A 21,057-nucleotide genomic window follows, 5' to 3' on the forward strand; every position below is an offset into this window, starting at 1 on the left:
GCGCAGGTTGCGCGCGGGAGGACCGATCATGCAGCGCATCGCCACGGGCGCCCGCCCGGATTTCGAGGAAAAGGCCCGCGAGGCCGGCTTTACCTTTCATCACATGCATGGCGAGCCCTATTGGGACGAGGACACCGTCTACGCCTTCGATCTCGACGAGGTCGAGACGATGATCGAGGACCCGGCTACCGAGCTGCATGGCATGTGCCGCGAGGCCGTGGACCACGTGCTACGCTCCGACGACCTGATGGACCGTCTCGCGATCCCCGAAGCGGCCCGGCCGATGATCGCGGCGTCCTGGGAAGCGGGCGAGCCTGAACTCTACGGGCGTTTCGACTTGGCCCATGACGGCGAGGGCCCCGCGAAGCTGCTCGAATACAACGCCGACACGCCGACCGCCCTCTACGAGAGCGCGGCCTTCCAGTGGCAGTGGCTCGAGGACATGGTCGGGGCGGGAGCGCTGCCCGAGGGTTCGGACCAGTTCAACGGGCTCCACGAGGCTTTGGTGGCGCGGCTGGCGGAGATATTCGCGCCCGATACCGATCTGCATTTCGCCTGTTTTCCCGATGACCCCGAAGATTACGCCACAACGGAATACATGGCGTGGGCCGCACGCGAGGCGGGCCTCGGCGCGCATTTCGTGCCGATCCCCGAGATCGGCCTGACCGAGGCGGGCCAGTTCGCCGATGGTGAGGGCCGGGTGATCGGCGCGATGTTCAAGCTTTACCCTTGGGAGGACATGCTGCGCGACGACTTCGCCGAGGCGTTGCCGCAGGCCCGCTGTCAGTTCCTGGAGCCGCCCTGGAAGGCGATCCTGTCGAACAAGGGCATCCTGCCGGTGCTGTGGCGGCTGTTCGAGGGGCATCCGAACCTGCTTCCCGCCTATTTCGAGGATGAGGCGACCCAGCCCGCCGCCCGCACGGCGCTGTCGGACGGCCATGTACGCAAACCCCTCTTCTCCCGCGAGGGATCGAGCATAGATATCGTGACGCCGCAGGGCAGGGAGCGTGCGCCGGATCGCAGCTATGACGGTCATCCGGCGATCCTGCAGGCCTACCATCCGCTGCCGGTCTTCGACGGCATGCACCCGGTGGTCGGCGCCTGGATCGTCGGCGAGACTTGCGTGGCGATGGGGCTGCGCGAGGATCGCGGCCGCATCACGCGCGACCTGAGCCGTTTCAAGCCGCATTTCATCCGCGCCTGACCGCGCGCGAGGAGGAGACCGCCATGACCATCGCCAGCCATCCCGCCGCCACCCCGCGCAAGCGCTCGCGCCACGTGCGCATCGCGCTTCTGGGCGCCGCCGCCTTCAGCTTGGCCGCCTGCCGCGAGGAGGAGGTGCCTTCCGCAGCCTTCCCGACGCTCGATGCCTGCCTCGAAGCCGCGGCCGGGCCGGGCACCTGGGTTACCGAAGAAAGCTGCGAGCAGGGCTTCGGCGAAGCGCTCGAGGCGCATGTCGAAACCGCGCCGCGCTACGACGACGAGGCACTCTGCGAGGCCGAACATGGCGGCGAGTGCATGGTCGAGGAACGACCGGGCGGCGGTGGCTCGGTGTTCCTGCCACTGATGGCGGGCTACCTTCTGGGCAACATGCTCGGCGGGCGCGGCGCGATGGCGCAGCCCTTCTATGGGCGTTCATCCGGCGGCTTCGCCACCCCCGGCGGTACGGTGTTGAATCAGGCGCGTGGCAGCACCTCGCTGTCTCCCAATGCCTTCAAGGCCGGGCCGGTGACCCGCACCGCGGCGCCGATGACCCGCGCCACCGTGGCCCGCACGGGCGGCTTCGGCGCGGCGCGCACTGGCGGCGGTCTACGCAGCTTCGGCGGCTGAGCCGTCGCCTTCGCCGCGTTTCCCTGCTCCGTGCGGATAATCGCCCCGAAGCTGCGCCACTAGCCGCGATCCGGCAACGAAGAATAGTGGCGGTAATGAGGCAAAGGTATAGGTCGGTGACGCATGGATTGTGGCGCCGGTCGTTCGGGTTCTGGCGACAATAAAATGACCGACAATCGCCAGTAGCCTGTTTTCGATGGAATTGTGGCGGTTTGGCGAAGGCTTCTGTTTCCTCAAGTCGGCCAATCTGCCGCCGCTGCTTCCATGAAGGCCCTCTCTTCTCCCGATAGATGACCCTTTGGCGCCATGTTTTGGGCAATTTTTCCTTTGTCGGCCGGGTCCTGCGTAATATTTGTGTTTCGAGCTTGGAAAGGACGCTCCGTCCCGAAACTGGCGGAGACCCGAAGTTCTGCACGTGACCCTGGGGGGAGACGGCAGACCTCCATATGGGCAGCCGCCCGAGCCGTTGCCGGAGTCCACCGGTGCGCCCATTGGCGGGCAGGCGGCGAGGATCCGAGCGAGTGCGGGCAGGGACGGTGTCCCGATGAAGGAGACGAGGAATGGCGAACGATCGGATCGACGGAACCCCGGGTGACGACACGCTGTATGGCGGGGCCGGCGACGACGCGATTTATGGCGGCGCGGGCAACGATCGGATCGACGGCGGCGCCGGGGCAGACGAAGTTTATGGCGATACGGGCGATGATCACCTGTCCGGGGACGCGCATGACACGCTGTATGGTGGCGACGGCGCCGACACTTTCACCTCCGGGCGCGGCGGTGCCGTGTATGGCGGCGGCGCGGGCGAGGCGGACGATTTCGATACGCTCGACCTGCGCGGCATGGGCAACGTCTATGCCAAGGACATCGTCCCCGATGGCGACGGCAACGGCTCGAGCGGCTGGATCCAGTTCCTCGACGAGCACATGCAGCCGACCGGCGAGCGGCTCGATTTCTACAACATCGAGCACTTCAAGAAGGACCCGCAGGGCAACCACGCGCCCGACGCCCAGAACGACAGCGCCAGCACCAGCCAGGGCATGGCCGTCACCATCGACGTGCTCGCCAACGACAGCGACCCGGACGGTGATCCGCTGCGCGTCACCGGCGCGCGCGCCAGCCGCGGCGAGGTGGTCATCCAGGATGACGGCTCGCTGCATTACACCCCCGAGCCGGGTTTCGCCGGCGACGTGGTAATCGAGTATACCATCACCGATGACCGCGGCGGCACCGACACGGCCGAGGTCGCGCTCAACGTGAGCTGCCCCAAGGTTCCCGACGGCATCGTCGAGGGCACCGCTGGCAACGACATGATCGACCTCGCCTATACCGGTGATCCGGATGGCGACCGGGTCGACAACGAGGATGCGATCCTCGGCGACGACGCTCCCAACGACGACCGGATCGAGGCCTATGGCGGCGACGACACGGTGCGCGCCGGCCTTGGGGACGACATCGTCCACGCAGGCGCCGGCCATGACACCGTCTATGGCGAGGCGGGCGACGACACCATCTTCGGCGGCGCCGGCAACGACACGCTTTTCGGCGGCGCTGGCAATGACGAGATCCATGGCGGCGACGGCGACGACGTGATCGACACGAGCGATGGCGACCGTCAGGCCGATCTCGATCGCTTCGACAACCCCTATCCCGATCTCAAGGCCGATCCCGACCCCTATGACGACCGCGACCTGGTCTTCGGCGGCAAGGGCAACGACACGATCACGACCGGCGACGATCAGGACACGATCCATGGCGGCGAGGGCAACGACATCGTCGATGCCGGCATCGATGACGACCTCGTCTATGGCAACAAGGGCAACGACCAGCTGACCGGCGGCGAGGGCAACGACACCATCTTCGGTGGCGACGGCGACGACGTGATCCGCGGCGGCCTCGATCCCAAGTTCCCCGACAGCCTGAACATCCGCGACGATCAGGGCGATCTCGTCACCGACAACGGCCGGGACGAACTCCATGGCGGCAAGGGCAACGACACCATCCTCGGCCAGGATGACGACGACACGCTTTTTGGCGGGCTGGGCGATGACACGCTCGATGGCGGCATCGACGACGACACCGTCTTTGGCGGCAAGGGCAACGATACGATCATCGGTGGTCAGGGCAACGATTTCCTCTCGGGCGAGGATGATCGCGACAGCTTCATCGGCGGCAATGGCGGCGACCACGTGGTCGGCGGCGAGGGCGGCGACGACTACGACACGCTCGACCTGAGCGGCGAGGATATCGACCGGATCGAATACACCTCGGACGACCGCGAGGATGGTATCGTCTACTTCAAGGACGGCACCACGCTGCGCTTCGAGGAGATCGAGAACGTCGTGCCCTGCTTCACCCCGGGCACCGTGATCGCCACGCCGCGCGGCGAGCGGCTGGTCGAGGAGCTGCGCGAGGGCGACCGCGTCATCACCCGCGACAACGGCATCCAGGAGATCCGCTGGGTCGGCCACAAGCAGGTCGGACCGGCGCAGTTCCTGACCAGCCCGCATCTCAAGCCGGTGATGATCCGCGCCGGCGCGCTCGGCAACGGGCTGCCCGAACGCGACATGATGGTCTCGCCCAACCACCGGTTGCTGCTCACCGGTGACCGGGCCCAGCTCTACTTCGAGGACAGCGAGGTTCTGGCCGCGGCCAAGCATCTGGTCGGCTCGCAGGGCATTCACGCCATCGACGTGATGCGCACCAGCTACATCCACTTCATGTTCGACCGCCACGAGGTGGTGCTGTCGAACGGCGCCTGGACCGAGAGCTTCCAGCCCGGCGACCACTCGCTCAAGGGGATCGGCGCCGAGCAACGGGACGAGATCTTCGAGCTGTTCCCCGAACTGCGCGGTCGCGAGGGACTTCAGGGCTACCGCTCCGCCCGCAAGTCGCTCAAGCGTCACGAGGCGCGCTTGATGGTGGTCTGAGAACACAAGGGCGCGCAGGACACGCGCCCGCCGAGTTTAACCAGTGCCGGGCGGGGGAGCGTATTCCTCCGCCCTTTTTCGTGCCCGCCATCCGGCCCAGTCCTCGGGCGTGTCTAGGTCACGCAGCGCCGCCTCTCCGGGCAGGGGCACGAGCCGTGTCCGCGCAGCATATGGCGCGAGCACGGCACGCCCGCCCTGCGCCTCAGAGAGGGCCGCGAAGCGCGGCCTCAGCGCGGCGTCGCAGAACACCGGGTGGCCAGGACGGCCCGCCGCCGTCGCGCCGCGCCAGACCAGCGCGCCATCCTCGCGCGCCGCGGCAGCGATCACCCGCGCGATCATCGCCGCGTCGAGATCGGGAAGATCGGCGGGCATCAGTCCGAAACGCCGCGCGGGGGGCAGCCGCGCGACGCCCGCGCGCAGCGTGCCGCCCATGCCCTCGGCGCTTTCCTCGAGCGGCAGGATCACGGCGTCGAGACCTGAGATCAGCGTAGCGCGCGGATCGCCGGGGCGCAGCGCCACATGGGCATGCGCCCCCGCCGCGATCGCCGCCGCCACCTGACGGCGCAGCAGCGGCACGCCGTCGATCTCCTGCGCGAGCTTGTCGGCGCCGCGCATCCGGCTCGAACGGCCTGCTGCGAGGATCAACAGGGGAAACACGTGCAACTCCCTTTCGATGGCTGGCGTTGGGGCCGTGACGCCGCGCGCATCAAGGCAGAAGCGGTCTGACACGGAAGAATGCATGTTTCCCACCCTGTTGCGCAAGATCCACCGCCTGTCGCGCCGGCTTTGGGTGCGCGTCGCGCTGATCTCAGGCCTCGCCTTCGTGGCGCTCGGCGCGGCCAAGCTGTTCGGCCCGATGATCCCGGACGGGCTGTCGGAGGTGATCGGTGCCGATGCGCTGAACCGGCTGCTCGACATCATCTCCACATCGATGCTCGCGGTCACCACCTTCTCGCTGTCGGTGATGGTGTCGGTGCACCAGTCGGCCTCGTCGAAATGGACGCCGCGGGCGCATCGGATGCTGCTCGCCGACACCACGACCCAGACCGTCCTCGCCACCTTCGTCGGCGCCTATATCTATTCTCTCGCCGCGATCATCCTGCTGTCGACGCCCTATTACGGCGAGAAGGAGATCGTGACGCTCTATCTCGCCACGCTGGCGGTGCTAGTGTTGATCGTCTTCGTGATCCTGCGCTGGATCCTGCATCTGCAAGCGCTTGGCAGTCTCGTCGACACCACCGCGCGGATCGAGCGCGAGGCGCTGCGCAGCTTCAAGGTGCGGATGGAGCGGCCCTGCCTCGGGGGGCATGTGCTCGAGCCCGGCGGGATTCCGGCCCATGCCCGGCCGCTGCTCGCCGAGCGCACCGCCTATGTGCAGGCGATCTACGAGGAAAGTCTTCAGGCCGCGGCCGAGGAACATGACGGACGGGTTTATCTGGACGCGCCGATCGGTCGCTTCGTGCATCGGGGCGAACCCCTGGCGCATCTGGTGGGCGGCGGCGAGGCGCTGGATCAGGCGGCCCGCGCGAACATCCATCTGGGCGAGCTGCGCACCTCCGAGCAGGACCCGCGCTTTTCGCTGATCATGCTGTCCGAGATCGGCTCCAAGGCGCTGAGCCCCGGCATCAACGATCCCGGAACCGCGATCGACGTGATCGGCCGGATCGGCCGGGTGATCGGCTCCTATCGCGACGAGATCGGCCATGGAGTGCACGAGACCCTGCACGACCGGCTCTGGGTCGTACCGCTCGATGCGGCGGATCTGATGCAGGACGGCTTCGGCTCGATCGCCCGCGACGGGGCGGGGCAGGTCGAGGTGCTGATCTCGATGCTCAAGACACTGGCCGCGCTGGAGCGTCACCCCGACCCGACCATCGCCGATGCCGCGCACCGCATGAGCGCCGAGGCGCTGGCACGGGGCCGCGCGGCGATCGGTTTCGCGCCGGATCTCGAACGGCTCGAGGCCACGGCGCCCGAGGCGCTGCGGCAGCGATGAGGTCAGGGGATGATGCGGCTGTACTTGGTCCCCTCGAGCGTCGCGCCGACCCGCAGCCCGGTCTGCGCGAAGACCACCGCGATCACCGGCGACAGCGACGTGATGGTCTCGGCGCGCAGCATCTCGCCACGGTCGTTGATCGCGTATTCCACGTCGGCGCCCGCCGCCCAGCCCGGCGCGCGACGGAAATCGCCCAGCGCCTGCTCGGTCATGAAGAACAGCACGTGGCTGAACTGCTGCGCACCGATCTGCAGGCCCGCGCTGGCGGAAGTCGCGGAGTAGTAATCGACCACGCTCTGCCCCACGAGAAGCGCGCCGCGCCCATAGGCGCCACCGAGACCGAGACCGACCTCGGTCACCAGCGGCATCACCAGCATGCCCCTGGACTGGGCCGCCAGCTCGCGGGTGCCCGGGTAGCGGTCATACATGTGATCGAGCGTGCTCTGCACCCTTGCGTCGATGCGCGATCCGCCGTCGCTGCCCACGCCGTTGCCGCAGGCGGCCAGAAGGCCGGTGGCGCCGAGGCCGAGCATCAGCCCGCGCCGTGTCGTCTTGTCCATGTCGCTGCCCCTCATGTGATGTCGCGCCGCCCTTGTGTCCGGGCGGTCGGGCGAACCATAGGCCAGCCCGCCCGCGCTGTCATCCGCCGATGGCCCGGCAGGGCTCAGCCAGCCATGATCCGCGCGGCACGCGGCGCGAAATAGGTGAGCACCCCGTCGCAGCCGGCGCGGCGGAACGCCAGAAGGCTTTCCATCATCACCCGGTCGCCGTCGAGCCAGCCACTACGCGCCGCGCCCTCGATCATCGCGTATTCGCCCGAGACCTGATAGGCGAAGGTCGGCACCTCGTAGGCGTCCTTCACGCGGCGGCAGATATCGAGATAGCTCATGCCCGGCTTGACCATCACCATGTCCGCCCCCTCGGTGAGGTCGCGCCCCACCATGCGCAGCGCCTCCTCGGCGTTGGCCGGATCGATCTGGTAGGTCTTCTTGTCGCCCTTGAGCGCGCCGGAGGCGCCCACCGCGTCGCGGAACGGGCCGTAAAAGGCCGAGGCGAACTTGGCGGCGTAGCTCAGGATCGCCACCTGACCGTGGCCCTCGGCCTCCAGCGCCGCGCGGATCGCACCGATGCGCCCGTCCATCATGTCAGAGGGGCCGAGTATGTCGGCCCCGGCCCGCGCCTGCGCCAGTGCCATCTTGACCAGCGCCTCGACCGTGGGGTCGTTGACGATCTCGCCATCGACCACGAAACCGTCATGGCCGTTGGCGTTGTAGGGATCGAGCGCGATGTCGGTCATCAGCGCCATCTCCGGCACCGCGTCCTTGATCGCGCGTATCGCGGTATTGGTGAGGTTGTCGTCCGACCACGCCTCGGCGCAGTCCTCGGTACGGCTTTCGGGGCCGGTATAGGGGAACAGGCACATCGCCGGGATGCCCAAGCCATGCGCCTCGCGCGCGGCCCTCACGGCGCGGTCGACGGTGAGCCGCGACACGCCGGGCATCGAGGCGATGGCGCTCTCCTCGCCGCGGCCCGCCTGCAGGAAGATCGGCCAAATCAGGTTGTCGGGCGTCATCGCCGTTTCGCGCACCATGGCGCGCAGCGCCGTGGTCCGACGCAACCGGCGCGGACGCGAGAGCGGGTAGGGGGCGGAGAAGGGCTGCATGGGGCGTCTCCCGGGCGGGGTTTTCATATCACAATCAGGGGGTGGCACGGTTTGCCGTGACCCACAAGGCTGGGCAAGTTCCGGGCCCGCGTCTAGGCTCGGCCCGATTGCAAGACCGGATGTTGCCGAACGTGGACCTGACCCAGACGCTCTTCGAAGTGATCGACATGCGATCCTTCTCAAATCTCTGGTTCTGGATCATGCTGGCGCTCATCTGGTCCGCGGCGAGCCATCGCGTGCTCGGCGTGCCCTTCGACATGGTGGTGCGGGCCCGCCGCTTCGGCGGTCAGTCCGAGCGCGATCTGATCGACATGGTGCGGATCAACATCAACCGGATGCTGCATCTGGGCCATGTCGCGGGCAGCTGGCTGATCGGGGTCACGACCTTCGGCCTGTCCTCGCTGTCGCTGCTGGCCTTCTGGTACGATATCGAGTTCGCCCAGGCGGTGGTGCTGATCCTGCTGCCGCTCAGCATCGTGGCGGCGATGAGCTTCGCCACCGCGCGGCGCATCGCGGTCGAACGCCCGGAGGCCGAGGCGCTCTGCCGCCACCTCTCGCGTCACCGGTTCTGGGTGCAGCTTCTAGGCATGGTGTCGATCTTCGTCACCGCCATGTACGGCATGTATCAGAACCTTTCGGTCGCCCCGGGGTTCTGATCCTTCGGGACGCTTGACAGTGCCCGCCCGAAAGGTAGGTGAGCGCAATGGCAAAGACGAACGGCAGCAGGATCACGGTCTCGGGCGCGCCCGAAGGCTACGACGCGACACTGGTCCTCAAGGAGGCCGAGAAGGCCGGTGGCCCGGTCATCCATGTCGCGCGCGACGACAAGCGCATGGCGGCGATGCGCGCCGCGCTCGAGTTCTACGCCCCCGACATGCCGGTGATCACTTTCCCGGCCTGGGATTGCCTGCCCTATGACCGGGTCTCGCCCGCCGCCGAGATCTCGGCCGCGCGCATGGCGGTGCTGGCGGGGCTTCTGCATGGCGGGCCGAAGCGCTTCGTGCTGCTCACCACGCTCAACGCCGCGACCCAGCGGGTGCCGGCGCGCGCCACGCTGAAGGACGCGGCCTTCACCGCCCATGTCGGCGACCGGATCGACGAAGCGGCGCTGCGCGCCTTTCTCGTGCGCATGGGCTTCACCCAGAGCCCGACCGTTACCGAGCCGGGCGATTACGCGATCCGTGGCGGCATCATCGACATCTTTGCCCCCGGTCAAGGCGGCCCGGTGCGGCTCGACATGTTCGGGGACGTGCTCGATGGCGCGCGCCGCTTCGACCCGGCCACCCAGCGCACCACCGAAAAGCTCGACCGGGTCGAGCTGGCCCCGGTCTCTGAGGTGATCCTCGACGAGGACGCGATCACCCGGTTCCGGCAATCCTACCGCATCGAATTCGGCGCCGCCGGTACCGACGACCCGCTCTACGAGGCGGTCTCGGCCGGGCGCAAGCAGGCCGGGATGGAGCATTGGCTCGGCTTCTTCCAGGACGATCTTGAGACGCTGTTCGACTACCTCCCCGGCGCGCCGGTGACGCTGGACGACCAGATCGCGCCGCAGCGCGACGCGCGCTGGATGCTGGTGTCCGATGCCTACGAGACCCGCCGCCACGCGTTGGCGCAGAAGGGGCGGATGGATTCGGTCTACAAGCCGAGCCCGCCGCAGCTCCTCTATCTCGACGACGATGCCTGGATCAAAGCCACCGAAGGCCGCCGAGTGCTGCGCTTTGCACCGCTGCCGCAGGCCACGGGCCCCGGGGTGATCGACGCGGGCGGACGCATCGGTCGCAACTTCTCTCCGGAACGGCAGCAGGAGAGCATCAGTCTCTTTGCCGCGCTGGCCACCCATGTGAAGGATCGCATGAAAGCCGGCCCGGTGGTCATCGCCTCCTATTCCGAGGGCGCCCGCGAGCGCCTGTCGGGGTTGATCGAGGATGAGGGGCTGGTCGAGACGATCCATGTGCGCGACTGGAACGGCGTTGGCAAGCGAGGGCTGCATCTCGCGGTCTGGCCGCTGGAACACGGTTTCCAGACCGAAGACGTCACGGTCATCTCCGAGCAGGACGTGCTGGGAGAACGGTTGATCCGCCGCGCCCGCAAGAAACGCCGGGCCGACAATTTCCTCACCGAGGCGCAGTCGCTGAGCGCCGGCGATCTCGTCGTGCATGTCGATCACGGCGTCGGTCGCTATCACGGGCTCGAGGTGGTGACGGCGGCAGGCGCTGCGCATGAATGCCTATTGATCGAATACGCCGAGAACGCGAAGCTCTATTTGCCGGTCGAGAACGTGGAACTCCTGAGCCGCTTCGGCCATGAAGAGGGCCTGCTCGACAAGTTGGGCGGCGGTGCGTGGCAGGCAAAGAAGGCCAAGCTGAAGGAGCGTATCCGGCAGGCCGCCGACCGGCTGATCCGTATCGCGGCCGAGCGCGCGCTTCGCACCGCACCACGGCTCGAGCCGCAGGACAGCATCTGGGAGCAGTTCCTCGCGCGCTTCCCCTATGACGAGACCGAGGACCAGCTTCAGGCGATCGAGGACGTGCTCAACGACCTCGAATCCGGGCATCCGATGGACCGGCTGATCTGCGGCGATGTCGGTTTCGGCAAGACCGAGGTGGCGATCCGCGCCGCTTTCGTCGCCGCGATGTCTGGCGTGCAGGTGGCCGTCATCGCCCCGACCACGCTGCTGGCGCGCCAGCACTACAAGAACTTTGCCGAGCGTTTCCGCGGCTTTCCGATCAACGTTCGGCCGCTGTCGCGCTTCGTCTCCGCCAAGGAGGCCTCCGAGACCCGCGCAGGCCTGGCCGATGGCAAGGTCGACATCGTCGTCGGCACCCATGCGCTCCTGTCGAAAAGCGTGAAGTTCCGCGATCTGGGGCTGCTGATCATCGACGAGGAGCAGCATTTCGGCGTGAACCACAAGGAACGGCTGAAATCGCTGCGCACCGATGTGCATGTGCTGACGCTCACCGCGACGCCGATCCCGCGCACGCTGCAGATGTCGCTCACCGGGGTGCGCGACCTGTCGATCATCGGCACGCCCCCCGTCGACCGTCTCGCGATCCGCACCTATGTCAGCGAGTTCGACACCGTCACCGTGCGCGAAGCGCTCCTGCGCGAGCGCTTCCGGGGCGGGCAGAGCTTCTTCGTGGTGCCGCGCGTCAGCGACCTGCCGGAGATCGAGGAGTTCCTCAAGACCGAGGTGCCCGAGGTCTCCTATGTCGTGGCGCATGGCCAGATGGCGGCGGGCGAACTCGATGACCGGATGAACGCCTTCTACGACGGGCGCTACGACGTGCTGCTGGCGACCACCATCGTCGAGAGCGGTCTCGATATCCCGACCGCCAACACCATGATCGTGCACCGGGCCGACATGTTCGGCCTGGCGCAGCTCTACCAGATCCGCGGCCGCGTCGGCCGCTCCAAGACCCGCGCCTATGCCTATCTCACCACCAAGCCGCGCGCGCCGCTGACACCCGGCGCCGAAAAGCGGCTGCGGGTGCTGGGCAGCATCGACAGCCTCGGCGCCGGATTCACGCTGGCGAGCCAGGATCTCGACATCCGGGGCGCCGGCAACTTGCTTGGCGAGGAGCAGTCGGGGCAGATGCGCGAGGTCGGTTTCGAGCTGTACCAGCAGATGCTCGAGGAGCAGATCGCGAAGATCCGCTCCGGCGAGGCCGAAGGACTGGCCGAGGAAGAGGGCCAGTGGGCGCCGCAGATCAGTCTCGGCGTTCCGGTGCTGATCCCCGAGGAATACGTCCCCGATCTCGACGTGCGGCTCGGCCTCTACCGGCGCCTGTCGGAGCTCACCACCAAGGTCGAGCTCGAGGGTTTCGCCGCCGAGTTGATCGACCGCTTCGGGCCGCTGCCCAAGGAGGTCAACACGCTGTTGCTGGTGGTGCGGATCAAGGCGATGTGCCTGAAGGCCGGGATCAGCCAGCTCGATGGCGGGCCCAAGGGCGCGACCATCCGTTTCCACAATGACAAGTTCGTCTCGCCCGAGGGGCTGGTCGAGTTCATCCAGGACCAGAAGGGCCAGGCCAAGGTGAAAGACAACAAGATCGTCGTCATGCGCGACTGGACCAAGGAGGCGGACAAGATCCGCGGCGCCTTCGGCATCGCCCGCGACCTCGCCGAGAAGGTCAAGGCGAAGAAGAAGGCAAAGGCCGCTGTCTGATGGCCGAAGTGACTTTAGATACGTCAATCAAGCGTATGATAAGCTTGGTTATTCCGGCATTCAATGAGGCTGGAAACATCGAGGTTCTGGTGCAGGAGGCGCTCGATCTTCTGCCTGAGGACCTGCTGGGCGAGGTGATCGTCGTGGACGATTGCTCCACCGATGACGGCGTGGCGCGTCTGCGGGCGCTGAGCGCGCGCGAGCCGCGGCTTCGGGTGCTGCGCCACGCGGTCAATGCCGGGCAGAGCGCCAGCGTGCGCAGCGGCGTCGCGGCCGCGCGCTATCCGCTGATCGCGACGCTGGACGGCGATGGGCAGAACCCGCCGGGCGACATTCCGGCGCTGGTTGCGGCCTATGACCCGGCCGGGCCGCAACTGGTGGGCGGTGTCCGCGCCAAGCGGCGCGACACCTGGTCCAAGCGCACCGCGTCGCGGCTGGCCAACGCGCTGCGTCGCCGTATCCTGCACGACGATTGCCCCGACACGGGCTGCGGGCTCAAGGTGTTCGAACGCGACCGGCATCTTGCCTTGCCGTTCTTCCACGGCCAGCATCGCTATCTTCCGGCGCTGTTCCGCGCCTATGGCGCCGTCACCGCCTATGTGCCGATCGGCGATCGGCCCCGGCAGCACGGCGCGTCGAAATATACCAATTGGCGGCGCGGCCTTCAGGGCGTACCTGACCTGATGGGTGTGCGCTGGCTGGTGATGCGGGCGCGTCCCGTGGGCGCGCAGGAGGTATCGTGACCATGCTCTCCAACTGGTTCGCCCAGAACGGCTGGGCCGAGATCGTCTGGCTCACCATCGGCTTCATGGCACAGGCGATGTTCTCGGCCCGGTTCCTCGTGCAGTGGATCGCCAGCGAGCGCGTGCGCAAGTCGATCGTGCCGGAGGCCTTCTGGTACTTCTCGGCGGCGGGTGGCGCGATGCTGCTGGCCTATGCGATCTATCGGCAGGACCCGGTCTTCATCCTCGGCCAGGCCTTCGGCCTCGTGGTCTATGCGCGCAACATCTACTTCATCTGGACCGAGCGTCGCGCCGGCGAGCCGGGGCATGAAGGCTGATCGCCACTGGATCGCGGCGATCCTGCTCTGGGCCGCCGCGCAGGTCGCATGGCGATTTGCGCAAGGGCCCTCGCTCGAACTCGACGAGGCCGAAGCCTTCTATCACGCGGGCCATCTGGCGCTTGGCTACAACGCGCAGCCGCCACTCTATTTCTGGCTGCAATGGGCGGTGTTCCAAGTGGTGGGCGACGGCATCTTCGCGCTCGCGCTCTTGAAGAACGCGCTCCTGGCCGGGGGCGGGCTGGCCCTTTACGCCATGCTGCGGCGTCTGCGCCCGCCCTTCGAGGCCGGGCTCGCCGTGATGGCGCTTGGCCTGCTGCCGCAGGTGCTGTGGGAGGCGCAGCGCGCGCTGACCCATTCGGTGCTGGCGATCTCGCTGTCGCTCGTGATCCTCGCGCTGGCCGACCGGGTGCTGCGCGGTCCGGGTCGGGCGGGTCTAGGTGTCTCGCTGGCCTTCGGCATCGCCGCCGGGCTTGGCGTGATCTCCAAGTGGAACGTGGCGCTGCTGCCGGCGGCGATCGCGGTGGCGGCGCTGATACGGGCCGAATGGCGGGCGCGGATCTCGCCCGTTGGCGCGCTCCTCGCGATAGCGGCGGCGTCCGCCGTCGTGGCAGCGCCGCTATGGTGGGTGGCAGGCAACCTCGCCACCGCCAGCGGTTCGCTCCACAAGCTCGGGATCGAGGCGACGGCACCGCTGCTGCGCGCTTTCGAGGGTCTGGGGAGTCTCGCGGCGGCATGGCTGGCCTTTTGCGGCCTCGTGATCCTCGTGGTGATCGGCATCGGGATTGCCACGCGCGCGCGACCGCGCTGGCGACCGGACGAGCAGGCGCGGCTGATGATCGCGGTGATGCTGACCGGCGCGGCGCTGCTCGCGGTGGGGCTGGTCGCGGGCGGGGCCACGGAGGTCAAGGATCGCTGGCTGCTGCCGGTTGCGCTCTTTGCAGGGCCCGTGGCGGCGCTCTGGGCGATCGACCGGCTCGGCCCCTCGGGACAACGGCGGTTTGGCATCGGGCTGGGCGGGCTCTGGGCGCTTGCCTTCGCTCTGCTTCCGGTCTCCGGCTGGGTCGATCCGGGCTATCGGGGCGCCGATTTCCCCGTCTGGGCCGAGGAGATCGAGGCGGCGCACCCGGACCTGCCGATCATCACTGACAGCATGTGGGCCGCCGGCAATCTTTCGATGATGTTGCCCGGCCGCGAGGTTCGGCTCGCGGCCGATGCCGATGAGCGCGACGGCGCGCGCCTGTGGATCTCGGAAGCGGACGAGGCGACGGCCTTGGCACAGCGGCTGGGACGCGATGCGGCGCCGCAGGGGCGTCGTGAGATTGCGCATGGGAACGAGATCGCGCTGTTCCGCCTCGCCATCAGCCAGTGAGGCTCAGCCCTCCGCGATCTGCTCGCGGATCTCGCCTATCACCTTGACCCACATCTCCTTGGTCTGGGCGCCGGGCACCGCGTGGCGCTGCGCCACGATGAAGGTCGGCACGCCGGTCACGCCCATCTCGCGGCTATGCGCGTCGCGCCGGCGGATGTCCTCGAGATCGGCGTCGCTTCCCAGAAGGCGGCGCACCACCGCGGCGTCCATCTCGATCCCGTCCGCGATGTCGGCCAGCACGTCATGGTCGCCGATGTCGCGGCCATCGGTGAAATAGGCCTTGAACAGGGCGCTGACGGCGGCGGTCTGCCGCCCCTCGATCCCGGCCCAGTGGATCAGCCGGTGCGCGTCGAGCGTGTTGGGCGTGGTCTTGATCTGGTCGAGATTGAGCGCGAGCCCCGCCTCTTCGGCGCGCTCGACGATCGGGGCATAGGCCCGCGCCGCGCCGTCGCGGCCGCCGAACTTGGCTTCGAGATAGGCGCGCCGCTCCATGCCCTCGGCCGGCATGTCGGGGTTAAGCTGGAACGGGTGCCACTCGATGGTGAAGGGGTGGTCGGGGATCTCCGCGAGCGCCGCGTCGAGACCGGCCTTGCCGATCCAGCACCACGGGCAGATCGGGTCCGAGAGGATGTCGAGTTTCACCATTGGCCGCGCCCCTTCCTTGTGCAGCCCCGCAGCTAGCCCCCCGGGCGCGCTGTTGCAAGGCCGCGCCGCGCGCGTATATGTCCAGCGGCATGACCGCCTCCTCGAAAACCCGTCCCGGCTCCCTGATCCGCATCGCCCGCGAGAACGGCGCCACCGAGACCGCGCCGCCGCTCGATCTGGGCGCACGCGTGCGCGAATTGCGCCGCGCACAGGGCTGGACGCTGGAGCAGGCGGCGGGCCGCGCCGGGCTGGCGCGGTCGACGCTGTCGAAGATCGAGAACGGGCAGATGTCGCCCACCTATGACGCGCTCAAGAAGCTGGCGCAGGGCATGGGCATCTCGGTGCCGCAGCTGTTCACGCCGCCGCGCCGCGATCAGGTGATGGGCCGGATGGTCACCACGCGCTCGGGCGAGGGCACCGGGCAGATCACCACCACATACGAGCACGAGCTCTTGGCCGAGGGGCTGAGATCGAAGAAGATGCTGCCCTATCGTGCCCGGATCCGGGCGCGCGCCTTCGAGGAGTTCGATGGCTGGGTACGTCATGACGGCGAGGAGTTCCTCTACGTGCTCACCGGCACGATACGCCTGTTGACCGAGTTCTACGAGCCGGTCGAGATGAAGCGCGGCGACAGCGCCTATTACGACGCCGCCATGGGTCACAACGTCATCTCGACCAGCCCCGAGGACGCGACCATCCTGTGGGTCACGTCGCTGGAGTGAATCGCCGGGCGGCGGCTTCGAAAAGCTGTGGAAGCCGCGCTCAGTCGTCGCGCCCGTCCTTGCTGTCGTCGTCGCCGAAGGCCGCGTCGTCGCTGTAGACGTCCTCCGAGGGGTGCATCGAGCGCGCCGAGGCGATGATGCGCTCGTTGTCGCGGGTCTCGTCCATCATCGCATCGGCGGGATCGGTCCCTTCGAGCCATTCCGACACCTCGTCGCGCGCATCCTCGCGGCTCATCCCGGTGACCTCGCAAAGATGGTCGAGGAACGGGCCCAGCTCACCCTCGGTGGCCTCGACCTCGTCGCTGTCGAGATCCGGCCACTGGGTCAGGATGTTGGGCACGAAAGCGTGCCAGTGCTTGGCCACATGGCTCCATTTCATCGCGGGTCTCCTCATACTGCCCGATGTCTTGAAGCGGCAACGGAAAGGGGGCGGACCGGGTTCCGGTCCGCCCCCTCGGGCCCGTCACGGCCAAGGCCTGCTCAGAGCGCCATGTCGACCACGCCGAGGCCGAGCTGCGCGGTGCCCACAGCGGCGTCGCCCACGACCCGCACCGGCGTGCAGGCGGCGATCAGGCCCAGCGCCGCAAGAAGCAGTAGGGCGCGCCTCACTGGGTGGTCTCCTCGGAGGTTTCGCCCGGCTCGGCCTGCGCTTCTCCTGCTTCGGCGTCGGCCCGCGTTTCGCCCTCGACCACTTCCTCGTACCACCAGACGTCGGGCTGCCAGCCCGGCCAGTCGCCGAAGACCGGGATGGTCTCGGGGTGGTGCAGGTCGGCGTCATAGGCGATGCGGCTGATGTTCCACTGGTAGATCGGGATCGCGTAGCGCCCGGTGGTCAGCACCCGGTCCAGCGCCTTGGCGGCGGCGATGAAATCGTCTTGGCTCTCGGAGGTGAGCAGCAGGTCGATCAGACCGTCGACGGCCGGGCTCTTCACGCCCATGGCGTTGCGCCCGCCCGGCGTGTCGGCGGCCTCCGAGCCCCAATAGGCGTATTGCTCGTTGCCGGGGCTGAGCGACAGCCCGCGCCGGAAATAGGTCATGTCGAAATCATAGGCGTCGGTGCGTTCCTTGAACTGGGCACTGTCGACGGTGGAGATGGTCGGGGTGATGCCGATCCGTTCGAGCGCCTGCACATACATGTCGATGATCGCCGCGTTCTCCGAGCTGCCCTGTTCGAGCAGGATCTCGAAGGCGAAGGCCTCGCCAGTGGCCTCGTTGGTCAGCACGCCGTTGTCGATCACCCAGCCCGCGCTCGACAGCAGCGACAGCGCCGAGGCGGTACCGGCGCGGTTGCGCTCGGTGCCGTCGCCCACCGGCAGCGCGTATCCCTCGAGCGCGCCGGGCAGAAGATCCTCTTCCCAGCGCATCAGGAATTCCCTGACCCGGCCCTCGGCGGGACCTTCCTCCATGCCCAGCGGCGAGTTCGAGAAATACGAAGTGATGCGCGGCTGCGCGCCGCCGGTCATCGCGTCGTTGATGAACTCGAAGTTGAACGCCTCGATCATCGCCTGGCGCACGCGCCAATCCTCGAAGACCGGACGACGGGTGTTCATTACGAAGCCGGTCATGCCGGTGGGACGGCCATGCGGCAGCTCCTCGAGCACCACCTCGCCGTCGCGAGCGCGCGGGAAGTCGTACTGGCTTTCCCAGCGGGCGACGTTGAACTCGCGGGTGAAATTGGTCTCGCCGGTCTTGAAGGCTTCAAAGGCGGCGGTCTCGTCGCCGAAGAACTCGAGCCGGATCTCGTCGAGCACGTTGGTACCGCGCCGGAACGGGATGTCGGCCCCCCAGTAATCCTCGTCACGCTTGAGCGAGATGTAGCGGCCCGCTTCGAAATCCTCGATCACGTAAGGCGCCGAAGTGATCGGGACGATATCGAGGCCGCTCTCGGCAAAGGCCTCGCCCTCCCATTGCGCCTTCTTGAGGATCGGCCGCAGGCCGGCCAGCAGCGCCAGTTCGCGGTCCGGCGTGTTGAAGGTCAGGCGTACCTTGCGCTCTCCGGTCTCCTCGATGCTTTCGACCTTTTCCCAGAAGCCGATGTAACGTGGGTGGCCTTCGGTGCCGAGCGTCTCGAAGGACCAGATCACGTCCTCGACCGTGACCGGGCTGCCATCGGAGAACTTCGCCTCGGGATGCAGGGTGAATTCGACCCAGGAACGGTCCTCGGCGGTCTCTACCGATTCGGCGAGCAAGCCGTAAAGCGTGAAGGGCTCGTCGAGCGTGCGTCCCATCAGGCTTTCGCCGATCAGGTAGCTCAGCTGCCACGGCACCGAGCCCTTCAGGATGTAGGGATTCAGGCTATCGAATCCGCCGACCTCGGCGGTCGCCATCCGGCCGCCCGTGGGGGCGTCAGGGTTGGCATAGGGCAGGGATGTAAAGTCCGCGGGCAGGGCAGGTTCGCCATACATTGCAATGCCATGCGCGGGCTCGGCGAGGCTCGCCCCGGTGCCGAGCAGCAATGCAAGCGTGCCGTTACGCAAGCTGTTAAAAATAGATGAAGTCATCTCGACGGAAGCCCCCTGTCGGTTCGGTTTTCTGACCAGACTTATAGTTGAAGAAGACCGTATAGCCCCCCCTGATCTTTATCAAACTTTTAGCTTGGAGGAGCGCGGGGAAAGGCTTATAAGAGAGTCACTGCTCGATAGGTTTCTTGCCTGTATGAAACCTGCCTCATAACTCAGCGCCCGCCTCGTGCGGGCGTTTTTTTTTGCCCTAGCATCGGGCGTATGCGGGGATGAGCGCGCAACGGGCGGTACCCTGCAAGATCGTTTTTATCAAGGCTTTATCATCGATTACCCCTCGCTTTTCCGAGGCATCGCTGCACAATCCGGGCCAGACGCCAGAAGCGAGGACAAGCATCATGCAGCTCAAGGGCAAGACAGCGATCGTCACGGGATCGAATTCGGGAATCGGGCTGGGAATCGCCCGGGAGCTGGCACGCGCCGGCGCCGACGTGGTTCTCAACTCCTTCACCGACCGCGATGAGGACCATGCGCTCGCGCAAGAAATCGCCGATGCTCACGGCGTGAGCGCCCGCTACATCGCCGCCGACCTCTCGGATGGCGACGCCGCGCGGGGGCTGATCGAGACCGCCGGGCGCTGCGATATCCTCGTCAACAACGCCGGTATCCAGCACGTCGCGCCGATCGACGAGTTCCCCGCTGCCAAGTGGGAGGCGATCATCGCGATCAACCTTACCTCGGCATTCCATACCACCGCCGCCGCATTGCCGATGATGCGCGAGGCGGGATGGGGCCGGGTGATCAACATCGCCAGCGCCCATGGTCTCACCGCATCGCCCTACAAGGGCGCCTACGTCGCGGCCAAGCACGGCATCGTCGGCTTTACAAAGGTGACCGCGCTCGAGACCGCGCGCGAACCGATCACTGCCAACGCGATCTGCCCGGGCTACGTGCTGACGCCGCTGGTCGAGGCGCAGATCCCCGATACCATGCAGAAATACGGCATGGACCGCGAGGAGGTGATCGAGAAGGTCATGCTGGAACGCCAGCCCTCCAAGGAGTTCGCCACGACCGAGCAACTCGGCGGGACGGCGGTGTTCCTGTGTTCGGACGCCGCGGCGCAGATCACCGGCACCACCATCAGCGTCGATGGTGGCTGGACCGCGCTGTGATCCGGATCAGCCTCGCGCTGCAGGGCGGAGGCGCGCATGGCGCCTTCACCTGGGGTGCGCTGGACCGGCTGCTCTGCGAGGAGGATGTCGAGATCGCCGGGATCTCGGGCACCTCCGCCGGGGCGATGAACGCGGTGGCGCTCAAGGCCGGCCTGGTGCGGGGCGGGCGCGAGGGCGCGCGGGAGAACCTCGCCTGGTTCTGGGGCCGCGTCGGGGCCGTCACGGATGCGCGTTGGTCCGACTGGATCTCGGCGCTGGCGCCGACGGCCCCGGCGCTGGCCCGCGCGATCGAATGGTCACCGGCCTTCCGCGCCATGGAGGCCGCGACGAAGCTGCTCTCGCCCTATGCCTACGGGCCGATGCTGCGCAATCCGCTGGAGCGTATCCTCAAGGAGATCCATTTCGAGCATGTGCGCGACGCCACCGGGCCGCAGATCTTCGTCGGCGCCACCAATGTTCGTTCGGGCAAGATCCGCGTGTTCTCGGGGCCGGAGTTGTCGGCAAAGGCCGTGCTGGCCTCGGCCTGCCTGCCGACGCTGTTCCGCGCGGTCGAGATGGACGATCCGGTCACCGGCCGGCGCGAGGCATATTGGGATGGTGGATATACCGGTAACCCTGCGCTTTTTCCGTTGTTCGAGAAGGGTTTGCCGGACGATCTTCTGATCGTGAACATCAACCCGCTCTACCGCGAGGACCTGCCGGATGACAGCCTTGCGATCCAGAACCGCATCAATGAGATCAGCTTCAACTCGTCGCTTCTGCGCGAACTGCGCGCCATCGATTTCGTGCGTCGCCTGATCGCGACCGACCGGTTGCCGGAGGGCAGCATGAAGCGGGTGCTGGTGCACATGGTCGGTGACGATGCGCTGATGAACGATCTCAACACCGCGACCAAGACGATCCCGGCACCGGTGATCCTTGCCCGGCTGCGCGCTGCGGGCGAGGCGGCGATGGACAAGTTTCTCGCCGCGCACAAGGCGGATATCGGCACGCGTGAGACGGTCGATCTGCGGGCGATGTTCAGCTGAGGGCGGCGCGCT

The 21,057-nt window shown here is 67.3% G+C and carries 19 protein-coding genes; 12 read left to right on the plus strand and 7 right to left on the minus strand.

The annotated features are described in order from the left end of the window. Window positions 1-28: 28 nt before the first annotated feature. The 3 genes from ACRAQ3_RS07315 to ACRAQ3_RS07325 all read left to right on the plus strand — a co-directional run bounded on the left by ACRAQ3_RS07315 (window position 29) and on the right by ACRAQ3_RS07325 (window position 4,760). Window positions 29-1,204, plus strand: a complete 1,176-nt coding sequence (locus ACRAQ3_RS07315) for a glutathionylspermidine synthase family protein (RefSeq protein WP_432256186.1) — start codon at window positions 29-31, stop codon at window positions 1,202-1,204. A 23-nt stretch (window positions 1,205-1,227) separates the two neighbouring features. After that, entirely contained in the window at window positions 1,228-1,830 is a 603-nt protein-coding gene (locus tag ACRAQ3_RS07320) for a DUF1190 domain-containing protein (RefSeq protein WP_432256187.1), read from the plus strand. 560 nt (window positions 1,831-2,390) lie between these two features. Continuing rightward, window positions 2,391-4,760, plus strand: a complete 2,370-nt coding sequence (locus ACRAQ3_RS07325) for a Hint domain-containing protein (RefSeq protein WP_432256188.1) — start codon at window positions 2,391-2,393, stop codon at window positions 4,758-4,760. A gap of 36 nt (window positions 4,761-4,796) precedes the next feature. Here ACRAQ3_RS07325 and ACRAQ3_RS07330 read toward each other — a convergent pair whose 3' ends face one another. Beyond that, window positions 4,797-5,417 (minus strand): nucleotidyltransferase family protein, encoded by a 621-nt coding sequence (locus ACRAQ3_RS07330; protein WP_432256189.1) that lies wholly within the window; start codon window positions 5,415-5,417, stop codon window positions 4,797-4,799. 82 nt (window positions 5,418-5,499) lie between these two features. On the opposite strand from ACRAQ3_RS07330, the gene ACRAQ3_RS07335 reads away from it, so the two are divergent. Continuing rightward, on the plus strand, window positions 5,500-6,756 hold the full coding sequence (locus tag ACRAQ3_RS07335) for a DUF2254 domain-containing protein (protein WP_432256190.1): 1,257 nt from the start codon (window positions 5,500-5,502) through the stop codon (window positions 6,754-6,756). Between the two features lie 2 nt (window positions 6,757-6,758). On the opposite strand, the gene ACRAQ3_RS07340 is transcribed toward ACRAQ3_RS07335, so the two are convergent. Together ACRAQ3_RS07340 and hemB are read right to left on the minus strand one after the other, a co-directional pair. Further along, a complete protein-coding gene (locus tag ACRAQ3_RS07340) occupies window positions 6,759-7,316 on the minus strand; it encodes a YSC84-related protein (RefSeq protein WP_269396301.1) in 558 nt (185 codons plus the stop codon). Between the two features lie 104 nt (window positions 7,317-7,420). Next, entirely contained in the window at window positions 7,421-8,419 is a 999-nt protein-coding gene (hemB, locus tag ACRAQ3_RS07345; RefSeq protein ID WP_432256191.1) for a porphobilinogen synthase, read from the minus strand. 119 nt (window positions 8,420-8,538) lie between these two features. Between hemB and ACRAQ3_RS07350 the strand changes: the two genes are divergently transcribed. Genes ACRAQ3_RS07350 through ACRAQ3_RS07370 form a run of 5 tightly spaced genes read left to right on the plus strand, consistent with a single transcriptional unit; the run spans window position 8,539 to window position 15,019 of the window. Continuing rightward, the gene (locus ACRAQ3_RS07350) at window positions 8,539-9,075 is read left to right on the plus strand and encodes a component of SufBCD complex (protein ID WP_269396303.1); all 537 of its coding nucleotides are present in this window, start codon (window positions 8,539-8,541) and stop codon (window positions 9,073-9,075) included. Between the two features lie 47 nt (window positions 9,076-9,122). Beyond that, complete coding sequence (gene mfd, locus ACRAQ3_RS07355) at window positions 9,123-12,587, plus strand: transcription-repair coupling factor (RefSeq protein ID WP_432256192.1); 3,465 nt, start codon at window positions 9,123-9,125, stop codon at window positions 12,585-12,587. A gap of 35 nt (window positions 12,588-12,622) precedes the next feature. Further along, window positions 12,623-13,330, plus strand: a complete 708-nt coding sequence (locus tag ACRAQ3_RS07360; protein WP_269396305.1) for a glycosyltransferase family 2 protein — start codon at window positions 12,623-12,625, stop codon at window positions 13,328-13,330. A gap of 2 nt (window positions 13,331-13,332) precedes the next feature. Next, window positions 13,333-13,647 carry a lipid-A-disaccharide synthase N-terminal domain-containing protein gene (locus ACRAQ3_RS07365; RefSeq protein ID WP_085896622.1) on the plus strand — a complete coding sequence of 105 codons (315 nt, stop codon included), beginning with the start codon at window positions 13,333-13,335 and terminating at the stop codon, window positions 13,645-13,647. After that, the gene (locus ACRAQ3_RS07370) at window positions 13,637-15,019 is read left to right on the plus strand and encodes an ArnT family glycosyltransferase (protein WP_432256193.1); all 1,383 of its coding nucleotides are present in this window, start codon (window positions 13,637-13,639) and stop codon (window positions 15,017-15,019) included. Before ACRAQ3_RS07365 ends, ACRAQ3_RS07370 begins: the two co-directional genes overlap by 11 nt. A 3-nt stretch (window positions 15,020-15,022) precedes the next feature. Here ACRAQ3_RS07370 and ACRAQ3_RS07375 read toward each other — a convergent pair whose 3' ends face one another. Beyond that, window positions 15,023-15,664 carry a DsbA family oxidoreductase gene (locus tag ACRAQ3_RS07375; RefSeq protein ID WP_432256194.1) on the minus strand — a complete coding sequence of 214 codons (642 nt, stop codon included), beginning with the start codon at window positions 15,662-15,664 and terminating at the stop codon, window positions 15,023-15,025. 89 nt (window positions 15,665-15,753) lie between these two features. On the opposite strand from ACRAQ3_RS07375, the gene ACRAQ3_RS07380 reads away from it, so the two are divergent. Then, window positions 15,754-16,386 (plus strand): helix-turn-helix domain-containing protein, encoded by a 633-nt coding sequence (locus ACRAQ3_RS07380; protein ID WP_269396308.1) that lies wholly within the window; start codon window positions 15,754-15,756, stop codon window positions 16,384-16,386. Between the two features lie 40 nt (window positions 16,387-16,426). Here the strand turns inward: ACRAQ3_RS07380 and ACRAQ3_RS07385 are convergent, their stop codons facing one another. The 3 genes from ACRAQ3_RS07385 to ACRAQ3_RS07395 all read right to left on the minus strand — a co-directional run bounded on the left by ACRAQ3_RS07385 (window position 16,427) and on the right by ACRAQ3_RS07395 (window position 18,791). Then, window positions 16,427-16,765 carry a hypothetical protein gene (locus ACRAQ3_RS07385; RefSeq protein WP_269396309.1) on the minus strand — a complete coding sequence of 113 codons (339 nt, stop codon included), beginning with the start codon at window positions 16,763-16,765 and terminating at the stop codon, window positions 16,427-16,429. A gap of 101 nt (window positions 16,766-16,866) precedes the next feature. Next, a complete protein-coding gene (locus tag ACRAQ3_RS07390; RefSeq protein ID WP_269396310.1) occupies window positions 16,867-16,995 on the minus strand; it encodes a hypothetical protein in 129 nt (42 codons plus the stop codon). After that, complete coding sequence (locus ACRAQ3_RS07395) at window positions 16,992-18,791, minus strand: extracellular solute-binding protein (RefSeq protein ID WP_432256267.1); 1,800 nt, start codon at window positions 18,789-18,791, stop codon at window positions 16,992-16,994. Before ACRAQ3_RS07395 ends, ACRAQ3_RS07390 begins: the two co-directional genes overlap by 4 nt. A gap of 452 nt (window positions 18,792-19,243) precedes the next feature. On the opposite strand from ACRAQ3_RS07395, the gene ACRAQ3_RS07400 reads away from it, so the two are divergent. Both ACRAQ3_RS07400 and ACRAQ3_RS07405 read left to right on the plus strand, forming a co-directional pair. Then, the gene (locus ACRAQ3_RS07400; protein WP_432256195.1) at window positions 19,244-20,017 is read left to right on the plus strand and encodes a 3-hydroxybutyrate dehydrogenase; all 774 of its coding nucleotides are present in this window, start codon (window positions 19,244-19,246) and stop codon (window positions 20,015-20,017) included. Then, on the plus strand, window positions 20,014-21,045 hold the full coding sequence (locus ACRAQ3_RS07405) for a patatin-like phospholipase family protein (protein ID WP_432256196.1): 1,032 nt from the start codon (window positions 20,014-20,016) through the stop codon (window positions 21,043-21,045). Before ACRAQ3_RS07400 ends, ACRAQ3_RS07405 begins: the two co-directional genes overlap by 4 nt. Window positions 21,046-21,057 lie beyond the last annotated feature (12 nt).

The sequence above is a fragment of the Limimaricola sp. AA108-03 genome (genome assembly GCF_050847355.1).
Lineage (GTDB): Bacteria > Pseudomonadota > Alphaproteobacteria > Rhodobacterales > Rhodobacteraceae > Limimaricola.

Coding starts and splice junctions, on each gene's coding strand:
- ACRAQ3_RS07315 (WP_432256186.1), top strand. CDS start 29: ATGCAGCGCATCGCCACGGGCGCCCGCCCGGATTTCGAGGAAAAGGCC.
- ACRAQ3_RS07320 (WP_432256187.1), top strand. CDS start 1,228: ATGACCATCGCCAGCCATCCCGCCGCCACCCCGCGCAAGCGCTCGCGC.
- ACRAQ3_RS07325 (WP_432256188.1), top strand. CDS start 2,391: ATGGCGAACGATCGGATCGACGGAACCCCGGGTGACGACACGCTGTAT.
- ACRAQ3_RS07335 (WP_432256190.1), top strand. CDS start 5,500: ATGTTTCCCACCCTGTTGCGCAAGATCCACCGCCTGTCGCGCCGGCTT.
- ACRAQ3_RS07340 (WP_269396301.1), bottom strand. CDS start 7,316: ATGGACAAGACGACACGGCGCGGGCTGATGCTCGGCCTCGGCGCCACC.
- hemB (WP_432256191.1), bottom strand. CDS start 8,419: ATGCAGCCCTTCTCCGCCCCCTACCCGCTCTCGCGTCCGCGCCGGTTG.
- ACRAQ3_RS07350 (WP_269396303.1), top strand. CDS start 8,539: ATGTTGCCGAACGTGGACCTGACCCAGACGCTCTTCGAAGTGATCGAC.
- mfd (WP_432256192.1), top strand. CDS start 9,123: ATGGCAAAGACGAACGGCAGCAGGATCACGGTCTCGGGCGCGCCCGAA.
- ACRAQ3_RS07360 (WP_269396305.1), top strand. CDS start 12,623: ATGATAAGCTTGGTTATTCCGGCATTCAATGAGGCTGGAAACATCGAG.
- ACRAQ3_RS07365 (WP_085896622.1), top strand. CDS start 13,333: ATGCTCTCCAACTGGTTCGCCCAGAACGGCTGGGCCGAGATCGTCTGG.
- ACRAQ3_RS07370 (WP_432256193.1), top strand. CDS start 13,637: ATGAAGGCTGATCGCCACTGGATCGCGGCGATCCTGCTCTGGGCCGCC.
- ACRAQ3_RS07375 (WP_432256194.1), bottom strand. CDS start 15,664: ATGGTGAAACTCGACATCCTCTCGGACCCGATCTGCCCGTGGTGCTGG.
- ACRAQ3_RS07380 (WP_269396308.1), top strand. CDS start 15,754: ATGACCGCCTCCTCGAAAACCCGTCCCGGCTCCCTGATCCGCATCGCC.
- ACRAQ3_RS07385 (WP_269396309.1), bottom strand. CDS start 16,765: ATGAAATGGAGCCATGTGGCCAAGCACTGGCACGCTTTCGTGCCCAAC.
- ACRAQ3_RS07395 (WP_432256267.1), bottom strand. CDS start 18,791: ATGTATGGCGAACCTGCCCTGCCCGCGGACTTTACATCCCTGCCCTAT.
- ACRAQ3_RS07400 (WP_432256195.1), top strand. CDS start 19,244: ATGCAGCTCAAGGGCAAGACAGCGATCGTCACGGGATCGAATTCGGGA.